The sequence below is a fragment of the Candidatus Eisenbacteria bacterium genome (genome assembly GCA_020847735.1).
Taxonomy (GTDB): domain Bacteria; phylum Eisenbacteria; class RBG-16-71-46; order RBG-16-71-46; family RBG-16-71-46; genus CAIXRL01.
Genome location: JADLBL010000020.1, coordinates 72,519 through 87,729, shown reverse-complemented (window position 1 = coordinate 87,729; position 15,211 = coordinate 72,519). Strand labels below are relative to the sequence as shown.

Sequence of the window (15,211 nt, the reverse complement as noted above, 5' to 3'; positions counted from 1 at the left end):
TCGTGGGCCTCAGCCTTTCGCCCGGGGAAGCACCCGCAACGTCGCGACGGCGGGCCCCGAGTAGTAGTCGTGATCGAAGAAGAAGTCGCCGAGCCGGTAGTTCGGGTAGTGCGGCTCGCGGATCATCTTCACCTGCACCTCGTATTCGCCGGGCGCGACGTCGGCGGGAACGGTGACGACCGCCGAGTCGGCGATCCACTGCGCGGCCGTCCACAGATCCGGTCCGTAGGCGCCGCCCACCGGGAGATGGTCGGCACGAAAGCGATAGCGCTCGCCGGCGCGGGATTCGTACAGCTTGCGGGCGGGCTTGGCGAGCCACGCCGGAGACTTCAGGTCGGGCGGCAGGTTCCGGTCGAAGCGCAGCGCGACCTTGTATGAACCGGCGCGCAGCGCCCGCGGCGCGTGCCAGACGCAGACGGCCACCAGCGTCTCCCCCGCCACGACCTGGTCGCGGGAGAGCGCGAACGACGCCAGGTCCGGCAGCCCCGGGCCCATCGCGACGGGCGGCGTCCCGGGCGTCGGATCGGCGGCCGAGACGTAGCCGCGCGGCGTGCCGCCGGCGGCGAGCCGCGAAAGCGCGACCGGGTCCACCTCGTAGATCACGAAGTCCCCGAGGTCGTAGACGCGCCGGAAGGCCCGGGGTTCGGCGTCCAGCCGCGCGCGCGCGGCGCGAAACCACGCGTGACGCGGAGTCCAGTAGTCCAGGCTCGGCACCTCGCGGAAGCGGTCGTTGAGGGCGATCGCCGTGACCCCGCGTGCGGCGACGACCGCCCGCGTGGTCGCCCAGTCCGCGTGCGGGTCGAGCGCGTCGCGTGCCTGCAGGATGCGCACCAGCCCCAGCGAGTCGTTCGGCGAGCTGTGCTGGTCCACGAGTGCCGCGACCCAGTGCCGCGTCGCCATCGGGATCGCGTACGACGTCGCCGGGTCGCTGAGCACCACCGAACCTGCGGGCAGGTGCCCGTCCATCCACGCGAGCGGCGCGCGCCAGCGCTCCATGCCGGCCAGCGCCTCGCGCCCACCCGCGTGCCTGGCCGGGTCGGCGAAGACGAGCCCCGCGTCCACGAGCGGATGGGCCAGCAGCGCCAGAAGTCCCGCAAGCCCCGCGGCGCCCGCGAGCCTCGCCCGCGTCGCGCCCGCGCGCAGCCTTCCGACGACCGCCGCGAAGGCGTACGCGTAGGCCGCGAACAGGGGCAGCACCCAGACGAAACGCATGAGCAGGTAACCGAGCCGGGGCTCCAGGGCCATCGTCACCGGCGGAAACAGCATGATCGCGAAGACCGCGAGCGAGGTCGTCAGCAGGTAGAGCACCGCGGTGCGCCCCGAGGCGCGCGCCCACGCCCACCAGGAAAGCGGAAACAGCAGCGCGCCGAAGCCGAGCCATTCCCAGAAGGGACCGAGGCCGACCGTGAAGAGATGATCGCTCACGTACAGCAGGCCCTGGCGCTCGAGATGGATCGGGTTGCCCGGGGCGTAGGCGCCGTGCGTGCGCCAGAGCAGGTAGGGCAGACACGCGAGCCCGAGCGTGAGCGAGGTGATCAGCAGCCGGCGCAGCTCCGGGCCCGCGCGCCGGTCGCGCACGAGCAGGCCGAGCGCGAGCGCGCCGAAGACGGTCGCGAACTGCAGGGCGGCGAAGACGTGCGTGACGACCGCGCCGAGGGCCAGCGCGATCGCGACCGTGCGGCTGCGCGCCGAGCGTTCGCGCAGGTCGGCGAGCACCGCGGCGGCCACCGCGATCGCGAGCTGGTCGGCGAGCTTGGTCGCGAGGCCCGCCTCGCGCAGGAACACCGTCGAGAGCGATCCGCCGTAGGTGAGCAGCAGCGCCCACGCTCCGGCGGCCGCCGGCAGCGCCCCGCCCAGCAGCCAGGCGAACGAAGCCGCGTTGAGCACGAACAGCGGCGCGATCAGCGCACCGAGCATCTTCCAGGCGGGCCAGGGATCCACGCCCGAAAGCCGGCACAGCAGCGCGACGACCGGGTGCCAGAGACCCTTGCGCGGATCGGCGCCCAGCGCGCCCGCGTCCCGGAAGAAGGCGTCGGTCGGAAACGCGTCCCCGCTCGCGAGCATGCGCCGGATCGTGCCGATGTGATCCGGCGAGTCCGTGTAGTAGGTCACCGGCGTCCCGAGCCGCGCGCAGTGCCAGGCGGCGAGTCCGGCGGCGAGCAGCACCGCGGCGAGCGCCGCGCCCCCGAGTGCGCTCTCGTCCGTGGTCCGCGTCCTGAGTTCGCCCCCGCGCGCCGCGGCGACCGCCCACGGCAGCAGCGATGCCACCGCGCCCGCTCCCGCCAGCGCCGTGAAGGGCACGTGTGCGAAGTGCGTGACCAGCACCAGCGCCGCCTGCCACGCGACCCCAAGGCCGAGCGCCCATCCCGGCGCGAGCCAGGCGCCGCCGGGCACCCGCGCTCCGATCGCCGCCAGCCAGCCGGCGCCGGGCAGCAGCACCAGGGCCACGAACGCCAGCGCCAGCCGCGCTCCGCCCGGCAGGAAGTGGGCGATCTCCGTGAGCAGCAGCAGGTGGATCGCCAGCTGTGAGGCGGCGAGGGCGGCCGCGCGCCTTCGTGTCATGCGCGCGCTCCCGCGACCGGGACGAGCTTCGCGAGTTCCCGGGCCTCACCGCGCACGTCGGCGAGGTCCACGACCAGCCCGTGAGCGCCGTGTTCGCCTGCCCAGGCCGCTGCCGTCGCGAGGTCGCCGATCCCCCCCGCCGTCAGCTCCTTGGCGAGCACGGGGACATCGGCGATGGCGATCTCCTCGAGCGCGCGCTCCGGGGTGGGCTTCATCATGAAGCCCTGCGGGTTCATCGGCCCGACGACGAGATCCGGTTCGACGCCCCAGTCCCGCAGCGCGCGCAACAGGTGGCCGACGTTGTGGGTCTCGAAGCCGGCCCGCGCCCGGAAGCGCGCGCGCATGAACGCCGTCAGGTGGGCGAAGAAGCGGCGATTGCGGCCGGCGAGCGCCAGATCCGTGATCGCCGCCGCGATCACGACGCCTTCGAGCCTCGCCGCCCCGAGGGCAGCCGATTCGAGCTCCAGCAGCAGCGGCACCATGGAGGCGAAATCCCCGCCCACCACCCCCAGCGCGTGCTGGACTCCGGTCAGGCCGAGGCGCGCGAGCGTTCCCGGACCCGCGCCCCGGACGCGCTTGATCGCCGCGCCGGCGAGTCCAGCCTCCGAGGAGTCGCGAACGTAGGCCGGCACGTTGGGAAGCAGCGCCCAGGTCGGCACCGGCCGGCCGGCCGCGCTGAGCGCGGCGCGCGTGACGGCGGAGGGCGCCGCGAGAACGCCGTCCGCGCCGGCGTCGAGCGCCGCCGAAATCTGTTGCGCGAGCGCCGCCGCGTCCGCGAAGCGGGTCTGGAGCGCGCGGGCCTCGGCGCGCGGATGGCGGGTCACCCCGAGCAGGGTTTCGGTCGAAAGCAGCAGCCTCGGCGCGCTCATCGGGCCACCTCCGTCTCGGCGCCGCCCTGTTCGCACGAGGCGTACAGCGCGGCCATCATCCGCTGCACGTCGAGCGCCAGCTCGGTCGAGCCCGGTGGCGGCTCGCCTCCCGCGACCCAGGCCGCGAACGACGCGTCCTCGAGCACGTAGGCCTCACCGTTGAAGTCGAAGCGCGAGGGCTGCGGCAACTCGGAGTGGAACAGGCTCGTGCGCCCGGCCGGCCAGCCGGCGCGCGCCTCTCGCAGGTCCAGCTCGAACGACTCGTTCGTGACGCGCAGGGTTCCGTGGTCGCCCTCCAGCTCGAGGACGGTCTCCGACATCGGATAGCCCGGAACGCTCCACGACGTTTCGAACGAGACCTCGGCGCCGCTCGCGAACCGCCACGCCGCCGTGACTTCGTCCTCGACCTGTCCGTGCACCTTCTTCCATTCGCCGTGGACGGCGACCGGCTGCCCGAGACACCAGCGCATCACGAACAGCAGGTGCGAGGAAATGTTCGCCACGACGCCGCCGCCCGATTTCGACGGATCGGCGATCCAGCCCTTCTGCGGGCCGAACACCTGTGAAAGAAACATGCTCGAGCGTCCTCGCCGGACTTCGCCGATCGTGCCGCTCGCGAGGGCATGCCGGGCCGCCGCGAAGGTCGGCCAGAAGGCGAGCGTGTAACCGCAGGCGACACGCGCCCCGGGACGGCGCGCCAGTTCGGCGATCCGTTCGGCGCTCTCGACCGACTGTGCCAGCGGCTTCTCGATGAACACGGCCACGCCGGCCTCGACGCACTGCTTCGCAACCGGCTCGTGCGCGTGCGGCGGCGTGCACACCCACACCGCGTCGGGCTTCGCCTGCGCGAGCAGCCCGGCGAGCGTCGGATAGAAGGGCGCGAGGAATCCCATTCCACGCAGGTTCTTGCCGCCCGCCGGCAGCGTGTCGGTGAACCCGACGATCTGGACGCCCGGCACCATCGAGAGCACCGCGGTGTGCGCCACGCCGAGCTTGCCGAGTCCGGCCACGGCGACGCGCACCGGGCGCGCCGGCCTCGCCATTTCGCGCATCCCGGGCGCGACCGGCACGCCGGCGCGACCCGCGGCGGGAGCGCCCTCGTCTCCGGGATCGGGCTCCTCGAGCGCGTCATGCAGGCCGATCTCGAGCTTCGTCCAGCGGATCGGGAAGTCGCGGAACGCCGACTCGCGATCCACCTTCACCGGAGAGATCAGCCCGAGGACGTTGTCCTCGGTGACCGGCGGCTTCGCCAGCAGCCGGGTCGCGACGCGGGCGGCCAGCAGCATCAGGCCGCCCGGCAGGTGGACGTACGGCTTGCGCACGCCGATCTCCGCGCTCAGGCGGTCGAGGAACTGGTCGAACGTCACGCGGTCCGGTCCGAGGAGATCGTAGGCCCGCCCCAGGACATCGTCCCGGGTCAGACACTGCACGATCACCTCGTTCACGTCGTCCATGTGGATCGGGTCCAGCTCGGTCCGGCCGTCGCCGATGACCGGGACGACCGGCAGCCCGCGAAGGTAGGCCGCGAGGTTCGCCACCAGCCCGATGCCGTGGACGCCGTAAACCAGCGACGGCCGCAGGATCACGAACGGCAATCCCGACTGGCGCACGACGACTTCGGCCTCGAGCTTGGTCTGGCCGTAGGGGCCGCGCCGCTCGCGCACGGCCGAGAGCGTCGAGGTGAACACGACCCGTCCGACGCCGGCACGCTTCGCCTCCTCGAGCAGGGCGCGGGTGCCGTCCACGTTGATCGCGCGGGCGCGGTCCCAGTCCGTCACGAGCGTCGCGTTGGCGAGGTGGACGACGGCCTGGCATCCGCGCACCGCCTTCGCGAGGGAGTCGCGGTCGGTCATGTCGCCGCGCGCCACCGAGAGGCCCGGACGAGCGAGCTTGAGCTCGCCGCGCGGCGTGCGGACGAACGCGACGACTTCGTGGCCTTCGGCCAGCAGCCGGTGGACGAGCCGGATGCCGATGAATCCGGCCGCGCCGGTGACGAGGATCTTCATGGGTTGTCCCGTTGGAAGTCCGCGCCGCCGAATCGCCGCAGGAGCGGCCCGACGACGGGAACGTTGAGTTCGAACAGCAGGCGCCGCAGGCCGAGCCCGCGGCCCAGGGGCCGGACGGCGAACAGGTAAAGGAGCGTGAAGCTCACGGCCGAGATCGCGAACCGGGCGGCGCGCAGGCCCAGAGAGGAGCTTCCCACCCACGGCACGACCTGCGAGACGGCGAGCGTCAGGGCGATCGCCACCGCCAGCGGCAGGAAGAGCTGCCCCAGCAGTGCCAGCACCCGCCGCGGCGCGAGGGCCAGGCCGGTCAGCGCCATCGTCAGCAGCATCGCCCCGCTCACCGAGTAGGTCGTGACCGTCGCCCAGGCCACGCCGTGGATGCCGTGGCCGAGGCGGACGGCGAGCAGGTCGAAACCCGCGCCCGCCACCGCCGACAGCACCGCGCCGGGCATGAGCAGGGTCTGGCGTCCGACGGTCATGAGCACGATCGAGGCGAGGTTGCCGAACGCGAGCCCGACGGCCCCGAAGCACAGCACGCGGATCGCCCGGACCCCGGGCGTGAAGTCGGGCAGGAGGAACTGCACCGCCGGGCCGGCCAGGAAGAACGCCAGAGCGCCGAGCGCGGGAACGAGAATCGAGTAGGTTCGCAGCACGCGCTCGACCTGTTCGCGTATCGCCTCCGGGTTGCCGCCCGCGGCCGCGAAGTCGCGTTGGAGCCGCGGATAGAGCACGTAGGTCACGGCGTCGGGCATGTAAAGCATGAACGCCAGTGCCATGACCGCCAGCCCGTAGTAGCCGAGCATCTCGACGCCCAGGAAGCGCAGGATGATCAGCCGGTCGAGCTGACGCATCATCAGCGAGGACGAGAGGTAGACGTACAGCGGAAAGCCCGTCTGGACGAGATCGAGCCCCTCGGCCGCCGGCGCGGGCGAAAGCGGCGCGAGCCGGCGCGAACGCACGCTCGTGTAGACGAGCGCCGCCACGCAGCCCACCGCCCAGCCTCCGAGCAGCCCCCACAGGCCCAGCACCGGGATCAGCGCCAGCCCGAGCAGGCCGCCGATCGCGCCCTGGATCAGCATCCAGTAGCGGACGGTCCGCAGGTCGCCGTGCGAGCGCTGGATCGAGGTCTGGTAGTTGGAGAGGTTGGTCGCGACCACGCACGCGAGCGCGACGGCCATGCCGGCGAAGCCCCAGGCGTCGCGGATCTTGCTGCGTCCGACCGCGATCCACACCAGGCAGCACAGGGCGTAGAGGCCCGTCAGCACCAGGATGTTGAACAGCGCGGCCCGTTTCACGCGGCGCTCGGCGTCGGCGTCCCCCGCGACGACCCGCGGCGGAACCATCTGGTCGAGGCCCTGCTGGCTGCCGAGGAGCAGCAACGAGCCGTTGTCGAGCACGAGCTGGATGGCGTTCCAGGCCCCGAGGGGCAGAGGCCCGAGCAGCCGCGCCGCGAGCAGCGTCCGCAGCATCAGCGTGCCGCGCACCACGTATTGCGCGAGCGCGATGCCGAACGAATCCCGGATGAACTTGCGAGGATACATTGGGGGGAACGCTTCCTCGTGCGCCGGTCAGCCGCCGCTTCCGGGCGGACTGGTGGCTGGCGCGGCCGCGAGTCCGCGCATTAGACTGGCTTCGTGACGACTCCCGAACCCGGCGCCGGGGCTTCCCCGGCGCCCGCCTCGCAGGGCGGCACTCCGGTGCGCGCCACGTTCCTGCCCGTCGCCCTGCCGTGGATCGGCGAGCGCGAAAAGCAGCTCGTGCTCGAATCGCTCGAATCCGGCTGGATCACGACGGGACCGAAATCGGAGCTGCTCGCGCAGCGGATCGCCGGACTCTCGGGCGCCAGGCACTCGGTCGTCGTCAACAGCGCGACCGGCGCGCTTCACCTCGCGCTCGAAGCCCTCGGCCTGGGCCCGGGAGACGAGGTCATCACCTCGGCCTACACGTTCGTCGCCACGGTCAACGTGATCGAGCACGTGCGCGCCACGACCGTCCTGGCGGACGTCGAACCCGACACCCTGAACCTGGACCCGGCCGCGGTCGAAGCGGCGATCACGCCGCGCACGAAGGCCATCCTGACCGTGGATTACGGCGGACACCCGTGCGAGTACGACCGTCTGCAGGCCCTCGCGGACCGCCATGGCCTCGTGATCGTGGACGACGCCGCGCACGCGCTCGGCGCGAGCTACCGCGGACGGCCCGTGGGCACCCTCGCCGACGTCACGGCGTTCTCGTTCTATGCGACCAAGAACCTCAGCACCGGCGAAGGCGGCGCCGCGGTCACCGACGACGAAGCCGTCGCCGAGCGCATCCGGCTGCTGAGCCTGCACGGCATGAGCCGGGACGCCTGGAAGCGCTACAGCGACACCGGCTCCTGGTACTACGAGGTCGTCGCGCCGGGCTGGAAGTACAACCTGAGCGACGTGCTCGCCGCGATCGGCGTGGGGCAGTTCGAGCGCTTCGAGGAGTTCCAACGCCGGCGGCGCGAGTTGGTCGCACGCATGAGCGCGGGCCTGGCGGACGTGCCCGAGGTGCGCCTGCCGATCGAGCGGCCCGAGGTGGAGCACGCCTGGCACCTGTTCCCGATCGCGCTCGATCTCGAGCGGCTTTCGATCGACCGGGCCCGCTTCATCAAGGAGCTGCGCGCCGAGAACATCGGCACGTCGGTGCATTTCATTCCGATCCACTTTCACCCGCACTTCCGCGACAGCCTCGGTCTGCGCGAGGGCGCCTTCCCCGTCGCCGAGAACGCCTACCGGCGCGCGATCACGCTGCCGCTCTTCCCGCGTATGTCCGACCGCGACGCCGACGACGTGGTCGAGGCGGTGCGCCGGGTCGCGGGAGCCTTCCGGCGCTGAGCGCGGCCGGGGACGGGTGCGGTCGTGGGTCACGGGGCGTCGTCCTGCACGTGGCCGAGTGACTGGAGCGACAGGCCCTCGCGGTTCAGGAACCACAGGCCGACCGCGGTGATGGGCAGCCACTGGCTGAAGAAGTAGAACCAGCCGTAGGCGCTCGCGGGGGTCTTGCCGACGCCGTACAGGGCGAGTCCGGCGGTGCACGCCACGTTCAGGGTGCCGACGTAGCCGGGGGCCGCGGGCACCATGATGCCGATCGCGGTCACGACCAGCATCACCAGCCCGGCGTACCAGGGCAGCGCGATGTCGAGCGACCAGCCCGTGATCCAGAGCGCGAACGCGAAACTCAGGAACATCCCGAACGACAGCGCGAACACCTGCGCCAGCCGGCCGAGATCGCGGAACAGCGCGAATCCGTCCAGGAAGCGGTCCAGCAGCCGGCCGGCGCGGTCGCGGATGGCCGCGGGGGCCAGACGCAGGAGCGAATGCGCGAGGCGCCGGTTGCGCTCCGCCGCGACCACGAACACGGTCAGGACCACCGACAGCACGAGCAGGATGCGAGCTCCGCCCTGCACGAGCCGGCCCGCCGACGTGTTCTCGGCGATCGGACTCACGAGCAGGGCCACGCCGAAGATCGCGAGCAGCGTCAGCATGTCAATCGCGCGCTCGACCACGATGGTCGCGAGCGTCATGGACTTGGAGAGCTTCTCGCGCCTCGCCAGCGCCCAGGGGCGGACGAACTCCCCGAGCCGGAAGGGCAGGACGTTGTTCGCCATGAAGCCGATCATGGTGGCGCTGAACAGGCTCATGCCGGCGATCGGCCGGTCCACCCGCAGGAGCAGCCGCCAGCGAATCGCCCGCACCCAGAAGGCGAACAGGGTGATCGCCATGACCGCCGCGAAGCCCAGGTAGTTCGCGTTGCGCAGGGACTCGGCCACGCGCGCCAGGTCCACTTCGCGCATGGACAGCCAGACGCACAGCGCCGAGATGCCGATCGCGACCGCGAACTGCAGGGTGCGCTTCACCGCCGCTGCTCTCCGGCGCGGCCCCGTTGCAGCTCCTCGAGATCGTGACGCAACAGCGCCAGCTCGCGCGTCAGCGCGTGATTCTCGAAACCGAGCCGTGAGAGCTTGAGCGAGAGGTACAGCAGCATCGCCACGGCGAACGCGAGCCCGAAGGCGAACACGGTGGACGCTTCGCCGAGAACTCCGAGGGCGTGCGTGATCCAGACGAGCATCGGCGTCGAGAAGCCGAGCACCGCGATGGCGAGGCTGGCGATCACCCACAGCAGCGAGTACTCCTCGGACAGCTTGCGACGCCGCACGAGATCGAGGACGTAGAGCGTCAGCAGCACGGCACCGAACGCCGTCACCACCTGGGCCTTCGACAGGAAGAAGTGCACGGACACCTCCGCTTCAGACGGGTCTGCGAATCATCGCCATGAGCGACGCCAGCAGGTTCTTGTACGGGTAGTAGAGCTGCTTGCCGAGCGTGTAGAAGGACCGTCCCGCCTGCCGCTCGCGCATCCGGACCGGCACTTCGTCCAGCCGGAAACCGCGCCGGGCGAGGCCGATCAGCAGCGGCGCGTCCGGAAAGTCCTTCGGAAAGTCGTGCTGGCAGACCTGCATCACGCTCCGCGAGTAGGCGCGGAACCCGGAGGTGGTGTCGGTGATCCGCCGCCCGATCGCCAGCTTCACCACGGCCTGGAAGAGGACCATGCCGACACGGCGGTTGAGCGGCGCACGATAGCCGCTCGCGGCGACGAACCGGGAACCGATCGAGACGTCGCACCCGCCCTCGAGAACGGGAGCCAGAAGCGCCGGCAGGTAGCGCGGATCGTGCTGGCCGTCGGCGTCGAGCTGGACGCCGATGTCGTAGCCATGCTCGACCGCCCAGCGGAAACCGGTCTGCAGCGCCGCGCCGACGCCGAGATTGACCGGATGCCGCACGACGTTCACGCCCGCCTCGCGCGCGACCTTCGACGTCGCGTCGAGCGAGCCGTCGTCCACGACCAGCAGGTCGAGTTCGGGAGCGGCCGCCCGCACCTCGGCGAGCGTGGCGGGCAGGCTCTCCTGTTCGTTGTGGGCCGGAACGATGACCAGCACGCGCGGGGGACTCATGCGGTTCTCCGATTCTCGAACACCCGGGCCAGGCGATCCGCCCCGGCGACGACGCGGTCGCGCAGCCGGGGCAGCCACGTTCCCGGCAGGGCCAGGTGGGCGAGTTTGTCCAAATCGTACCGGGTGACGAGGCCGAGGGCGAACACTCCGAGCACGGCGGGCAGGACCAGGAACAGGCGGACCGGCAGCGACCCCAGCGTGCCCAGTTCGCGCTCGGCGAACATCGTGGCCAGCAGCCCGGGGGTCAGCAGCAGCAGGTTCCGCACCACCGCGCCGAGCCGCTCCTCGACTCCCTCGGGCACGAGCACGGCGGCGAGCGCGAGGGCGCCGGCGAACGAAACCACCGCGCCGCCGAGGTTGGCCCAGCAGGCCCCGGCGGCGCCGAAGGGCACCAGCAGCAGGAAGTAGCCGGCGACCTCGGCGGCAAGCTTGAGCACCGCCAGCCGGAACACGTAACCGGGCCGGCGCATCGCCTGGAAGAGCATGGTCAGCGGTTGCTGCGCCGTGCGCGCGATCGGCACCAGCGCGAGGATGCGAAGGTACGGCACCGCCGGCAGGAACGACGAGCTCCCGACGATCCGGACGAGCTCGTGCGCGTACACGAACAGCACGAACGACAGCGCGCAGGCGAGCAGCTGGATGAGCCGGAACGCCTGGTCGGTGATGTAGCGAAGTCTCTCGCGGTCGCCGTGGGCCACGAGCTGGGTGAGCGAGGGCAGCAGCGAGTTCGGCACGGTATGGGCGAGCTCGACGAAGCGTTCGACGGTCTGGAACGCGAAGGTGAACAGGCCGAGCGCGGACGGATCGAGCAGCTTGCCGAGCACCAGCTTGCCCAGGTTCTGGCCCGACAGGAACGAGAGCCGCGCGCCGTACAACGGAACGCAGTATGCGAACATGGCGCGCAGGAGTCCGCCTTCGGGGCCCGCCGGAGGCGCAGGGGCGGCGGGCGGACCGGAGGTGCGGCGCAGCACGCGCTCCGCGGCGATGAACGTCACGATGGCCTGCAGCGCGGCCAGCGACGAGAATCCGATCGCGAGCGAGACCAGACCCTGCCCTCCCAGCCACAGCAGGCCGACCAGAACCGTCTTGCCGACGTTGAAGATGAGCGAGAGGCCGCTCACCCATTCGAAGCGCTGGAGCCCGAAGAGCAGGGCCCGTCCCGTCGTGGACAGGCCGTCCGTCGCGACGAACACGGTCAGCAGCGGAACCAGCAGGCGAAGTTCCTCGATGCGGTAGAAGCCGGCGAGCCAGCCGGTCAGCGAGAGCAGGCCCGCGCACGCCACCAGCCCGAGCGCCGTCTTGAGGGCGAGCGCGATGAGAAAGGCGCGGCGCAGCCTGCCCAGCCGGTTCTGCATCTGGTACTCGGCCGAGTAGCGTTCCATGAACATCTCGAAGTTGCCCGTGAACGCCGTCGCGAGCGTCACGATCGAGAACGCCACCGTGAGCATTCCGTAGTTGTGCGGCCCCAGCCAGCGCGCCATGAGCGCCGTGTAGAGGAGCGTGGACGCCATGGCCACGCCCTTCTCGATCCCGAGAAAGAAGGCGCCGCGGGTGAAGTTTCCGGCGATCTCGCCGCGCTTCATGCCGCGGCCTCCGCTGCGTCGAGTTCGCGCTGCAGGAAGCCCCGCAGGTCGGAAAGGTGCCGGACCCCGTCCGGGATCGTCCGGTTGGAGGCCAGCAGGGCGGTCATGTCCGGATGGGCCGGGTCGTAGCCGTGCATCGCGGCGACCGGGCGCGAGCCCATGAACGACGGCACCAGCAGCGCCCCGGGGCGCAGCAGGAACAGGTCCTCGCCGTACTCGTGCCCGGCGAAGTCGGCGCCCTCACGGGCCAGCTCGTCCGCGTCGAGCCAGCGGCCGCGGGGCTCGGCGGCCAGCGCGTCGCGCACCCGGCGCCGGGCGTCGCGCGAGCGCCACCAGAAGCGGGCCATGGTCGAGTCGAAGAACGCGTCGTAGTCGCGCCCGCGCCGCAGCGGCAGCCGCGCCAGCGCGCCCATCACGTCCACGCGCTCGGTGACATCCACCATGCCGTGATCCGAACACAGATACAGCCAGCGCGGGCGCGCCCCGGCCGGCGTCCGCGCCAGCTCGCGAATGCCGGCGTCGTAGCGGCCCAGTCGTTCGTGCACCCGGGGACCGCGGGAGCCTTCGTGGTGCAGCAGCGCGTCGAGGTCGGCGGTGTACAGGAACAGCACGTCGTCACGGCCCGCGGCGAGGCGCGCGTGCAGCTCGGACAGCGCCTGCGCCTCGGGCGTGCGCCAGTTCCAGCCGTGCCAGGCGATGCCCCGGCGCGTGAACTCGTCCCACAGCGTGTCCACCGGCAGCCCCCCGGGCGCGAACAGGTCGTCGCGCTCGGCGAGGTCGAAGCGCGCGAGCTCGTCGAGCGGCACCTCGTAAAGATTGAAGTAGCCCTTCACCGCGCGCGACCCGAGCCGGCCCGCGAGCCAGCGGCGCAGCCGCCAGCTGCGGCGCAGCCGCCCGGGCAGCCAGGCGAAGCGCTCGAAACCCTTGAACACGCCGCCGCCCTCCCCGGCGCGGCGGTACATGAGCCAGCGTCCGTGCTCGCGCGGGAGTCGGCCCGAGAACGCGGTCGGCAGGGCACCCGAGCTGAATCCCAGGATCGTCGCGAGCTCGCGCCGGTTCGTGAGCGCGGAGGCGAAGCCGGGGACCGAACCGGCCAGACGCCAGCCCAGCGCGTCCACGAACAGGATCACCATCACGGGCTTCACGCGCCTTCCGTTCCGCGCCGGCCGCCGAGGACGACCTCGTCCCAGGCGCGCACGACGTCGCGGCGCGCGTCCTCCCACTCCCCGGCGGCGCTCACGCCGAGCCCGCGCAGCGCGGCGGCCGCCGCTCCGGGCAGCCGCGGCGCCGCGGGCGTCGCATCGGCCGCGAGCAGGAGCACCGCCGCGCCGGCATTGATCCGGTGCTGGGGCGTGCCGCGCAATCCCAGCCTGACGCGATCCGCGATGGAGCCCGCGCGCGGGGCCTGCAGGGAGCGACGCAATCTGCGCGGCAGCGGAGCACGGGCGGCGCTCCGAAGCGCGTCCTCCCAGGAGTCGCTCCCACCCGCCTGTCCGCTCCGCCAGACGGCACACCAGGCCGAGACGGCCATGCGCCATTCTTCCCGTGCCGCGCCGGCGTCCGGCGGTGTCGCGCCGCCCGAACGCCAGAGCCGGCTGGAATCCCACAGCCTCTCGAGCCCCTCGCGCGCTGCGGGCGGCAGACCGGGCCTGGCCGCGAGGTGTTCGCGGGCGCGCGCGATGCGTGCCGCGGTGCCGTCGGGCAGTTCGCCCTCGCGCAGGCAAAGCACCGCGGCGAGATCGGCCGCGGCCTTGAGCGTGCCGTGGCGCGCCTGCGCGCGCTCGAGCGCTCCGACCGAGCCGAGCAGCGGCCAGGCCAGCAGCAGCTCGAAGGCGCGATTCTCGAGCAGCAGCCGCGTCTCCTCGGCCGGAACGTCGCGGGCCGTCCAGCGGGGCGCCCGCGCGAGCGTTTCCGGATCGCCGGCGACGACGCGCCCGTGGCGGGAGAGCTCGATCGTGCCGGGCTTCGCGGGCATGCGCGAGAGGCCTTCGGGCGTGAGGAAACCCACCTCGAGCGGCGCCGCGAGTCCGGCTTCACGAAGCCTGCGCTCGGCCGCGCGCCGGCCGGCGCGGGACCGGGCCGCCGCCTCGCGGCAGGCGCGCGCGTGCGCGAGGACCGCGTAAACGTCCACATCCGAGAGCGTGACGGCGCGCCCGTCGAGCTCGAGCCACACGGCCTCGCCGGTCGCGTGGCTGCCCGACAGCAGCAGCGCGACGAGGCTCCCGGACGCCCATTCTCGAGCGACGGCGACCGCCTCGGCGACGGCGGCGGGGAGCGAACCCCGCGCCGGCTCCGCCGACGTCACGGACTCCGCGGAAAGCGGTGAGGGTGCCGTCATGCCCGGGCGAGGCTCCCAGTGGGGCGTCGGATTGCGGCCGAAGCAACGGACGAAGGCGGCAGGCTCGGGCGCAGGGTCCGGATCAGATGCGGCGGTAGATGAACTCCGGGATCTCGTGAACGCGGCGGTTGAGGACGCTGCCGAGCACCTGCGAGCCGGACTTGCGGAGCAACTCGGCCGCGCGCGAAAGCACCGGGCGCTTGGAGCGCCCCGCCTGCACCACCAGCACGACCCCGTCGGCGATCGAGCCGATCGCCGACGCATCCGGCGACTCCAGCACGGGCGGGCCGTCCAGCACGATCCAGTCGAAGTCCGAGCCGAGCTGCTCGAGAAGCTGCCGCAACGCCGCGGGCTGGTAGATGCCGTTCGCGCGCTGCGGCTCGGGCACCGGCACCACGAGCAGGTTCGGCGCCAGGACGGCCGCCTGATCCGGCGCATCCTCGACGAGCCCGGGCGAGAGCACCGCGCAGCGGCGCGACGGATCCGGCTCGTAGGCGGGCCTTCGCACGTGCGTGTCCACGAGCAGCGGGCGCAGCCCGGAGTCCCGGCCGAGGATCTGCGCGAACTGCAGCGCGATCGTGCTCGTTCCCTCGCCGCCCTGCGGGCTGGTGAACATGACGATGCGGGGCATGCGGTCGCGCAGCGTCACGTCGAGCGTGACGCGCAGCGACATCATCTCGCGCACGACCTCCTCGGACATCGGCAGGCCGCCGAGCAGCGGCAGCGCCGCGTGCTGGGCCTCGGGGCCCCGCGACGGCACGCGCAGACCCTGCACGTGCGGGGCCGCCGCGGGCAGCGGATTCACGACCGCCGGCGCGTGTGCGGGAGCCTGCCGGGAGGCCTCGGCCTTCTTGAGCGCGTCGAAGATGCGGGTCATG

12 protein-coding genes are annotated in these 15,211 nt (G+C 72.3%); 1 reads left to right on the top strand and 11 read right to left on the bottom strand.

Translation table 11 applies throughout. The annotated features are described in order from the left end of the window. Nucleotides 1-9 precede the first annotated feature (9 nt). The 4 genes from IT347_09195 to IT347_09180 are packed head-to-tail and all read right to left on the bottom strand — an operon-like array spanning nucleotide 10 to nucleotide 6,978. Nucleotides 10-2,562 (bottom strand): hypothetical protein, encoded by a 2,553-nt coding sequence (locus IT347_09195; GenBank protein ID MCC6349750.1) that lies wholly within the window; start codon nucleotides 2,560-2,562, stop codon nucleotides 10-12. Continuing rightward, on the bottom strand, nucleotides 2,559-3,431 hold the full coding sequence (locus IT347_09190; GenBank protein MCC6349749.1) for a hypothetical protein: 873 nt from the start codon (nucleotides 3,429-3,431) through the stop codon (nucleotides 2,559-2,561). The genes IT347_09195 and IT347_09190 overlap by 4 nt, the downstream gene beginning before the upstream one ends. Beyond that, nucleotides 3,428-5,437 carry an NAD-dependent epimerase/dehydratase family protein gene (locus IT347_09185; GenBank protein MCC6349748.1) on the bottom strand — a complete coding sequence of 670 codons (2,010 nt, stop codon included), beginning with the start codon at nucleotides 5,435-5,437 and terminating at the stop codon, nucleotides 3,428-3,430. The genes IT347_09190 and IT347_09185 overlap by 4 nt, the downstream gene beginning before the upstream one ends. Beyond that, nucleotides 5,434-6,978: an oligosaccharide flippase family protein gene (locus IT347_09180; protein ID MCC6349747.1), complete on the bottom strand. Its 1,545-nt coding sequence runs from the start codon at nucleotides 6,976-6,978 to the stop codon at nucleotides 5,434-5,436. The genes IT347_09185 and IT347_09180 overlap by 4 nt, the downstream gene beginning before the upstream one ends. 156 nt (nucleotides 6,979-7,134) lie before the next feature. Between IT347_09180 and IT347_09175 the strand changes: the two genes are divergently transcribed. After that, entirely contained in the window at nucleotides 7,135-8,295 is a 1,161-nt protein-coding gene (locus tag IT347_09175) for a DegT/DnrJ/EryC1/StrS aminotransferase family protein (protein MCC6349746.1), read from the top strand. 29 nt (nucleotides 8,296-8,324) lie between these two features. On the opposite strand, the gene IT347_09170 is transcribed toward IT347_09175, so the two are convergent. The 7 genes from IT347_09170 to IT347_09140 all read right to left on the bottom strand — a co-directional run bounded on the left by IT347_09170 (nucleotide 8,325) and on the right by IT347_09140 (nucleotide 15,210). Beyond that, a complete protein-coding gene (locus IT347_09170) occupies nucleotides 8,325-9,317 on the bottom strand; it encodes a flippase-like domain-containing protein (GenBank protein MCC6349745.1) in 993 nt (330 codons plus the stop codon). Further along, nucleotides 9,314-9,694 carry a DUF2304 domain-containing protein gene (locus IT347_09165; protein MCC6349744.1) on the bottom strand — a complete coding sequence of 127 codons (381 nt, stop codon included), beginning with the start codon at nucleotides 9,692-9,694 and terminating at the stop codon, nucleotides 9,314-9,316. Before IT347_09165 ends, IT347_09170 begins: the two co-directional genes overlap by 4 nt. Before the next feature lie 13 nt (nucleotides 9,695-9,707). After that, nucleotides 9,708-10,412, bottom strand: coding sequence for a glycosyltransferase family 2 protein (locus IT347_09160; protein ID MCC6349743.1), 705 nt, complete (start codon nucleotides 10,410-10,412; stop codon nucleotides 9,708-9,710). After that, a complete protein-coding gene (locus IT347_09155; protein MCC6349742.1) occupies nucleotides 10,409-11,995 on the bottom strand; it encodes an oligosaccharide flippase family protein in 1,587 nt (528 codons plus the stop codon). Before IT347_09155 ends, IT347_09160 begins: the two co-directional genes overlap by 4 nt. Continuing rightward, on the bottom strand, nucleotides 11,992-13,140 hold the full coding sequence (locus tag IT347_09150; GenBank protein ID MCC6349741.1) for an alkaline phosphatase family protein: 1,149 nt from the start codon (nucleotides 13,138-13,140) through the stop codon (nucleotides 11,992-11,994). The genes IT347_09155 and IT347_09150 overlap by 4 nt, the downstream gene beginning before the upstream one ends. After that, nucleotides 13,137-14,333 (bottom strand): hypothetical protein, encoded by a 1,197-nt coding sequence (locus tag IT347_09145; GenBank protein ID MCC6349740.1) that lies wholly within the window; start codon nucleotides 14,331-14,333, stop codon nucleotides 13,137-13,139. The genes IT347_09150 and IT347_09145 overlap by 4 nt, the downstream gene beginning before the upstream one ends. 82 nt (nucleotides 14,334-14,415) lie before the next feature. Then, the gene (locus IT347_09140) at nucleotides 14,416-15,210 is read right to left on the bottom strand and encodes a CpsD/CapB family tyrosine-protein kinase (GenBank protein MCC6349739.1); all 795 of its coding nucleotides are present in this window, start codon (nucleotides 15,208-15,210) and stop codon (nucleotides 14,416-14,418) included. Nucleotide 15,211: the final 1 nt, after the last annotated feature.

Coding starts and splice junctions, on each gene's coding strand:
- IT347_09160 (MCC6349743.1), bottom strand. CDS start 10,412: ATGAGTCCCCCGCGCGTGCTGGTCATCGTTCCGGCCCACAACGAACAG.
- IT347_09185 (MCC6349748.1), bottom strand. CDS start 5,437: ATGAAGATCCTCGTCACCGGCGCGGCCGGATTCATCGGCATCCGGCTC.
- IT347_09195 (MCC6349750.1), bottom strand. CDS start 2,562: ATGACACGAAGGCGCGCGGCCGCCCTCGCCGCCTCACAGCTGGCGATC.
- IT347_09140 (MCC6349739.1), bottom strand. CDS start 15,210: ATGACCCGCATCTTCGACGCGCTCAAGAAGGCCGAGGCCTCCCGGCAG.
- IT347_09180 (MCC6349747.1), bottom strand. CDS start 6,978: ATGTATCCTCGCAAGTTCATCCGGGATTCGTTCGGCATCGCGCTCGCG.
- IT347_09145 (MCC6349740.1), bottom strand. CDS start 14,333: ATGACGGCACCCTCACCGCTTTCCGCGGAGTCCGTGACGTCGGCGGAG.
- IT347_09155 (MCC6349742.1), bottom strand. CDS start 11,995: ATGAAGCGCGGCGAGATCGCCGGAAACTTCACCCGCGGCGCCTTCTTT.
- IT347_09190 (MCC6349749.1), bottom strand. CDS start 3,431: ATGAGCGCGCCGAGGCTGCTGCTTTCGACCGAAACCCTGCTCGGGGTG.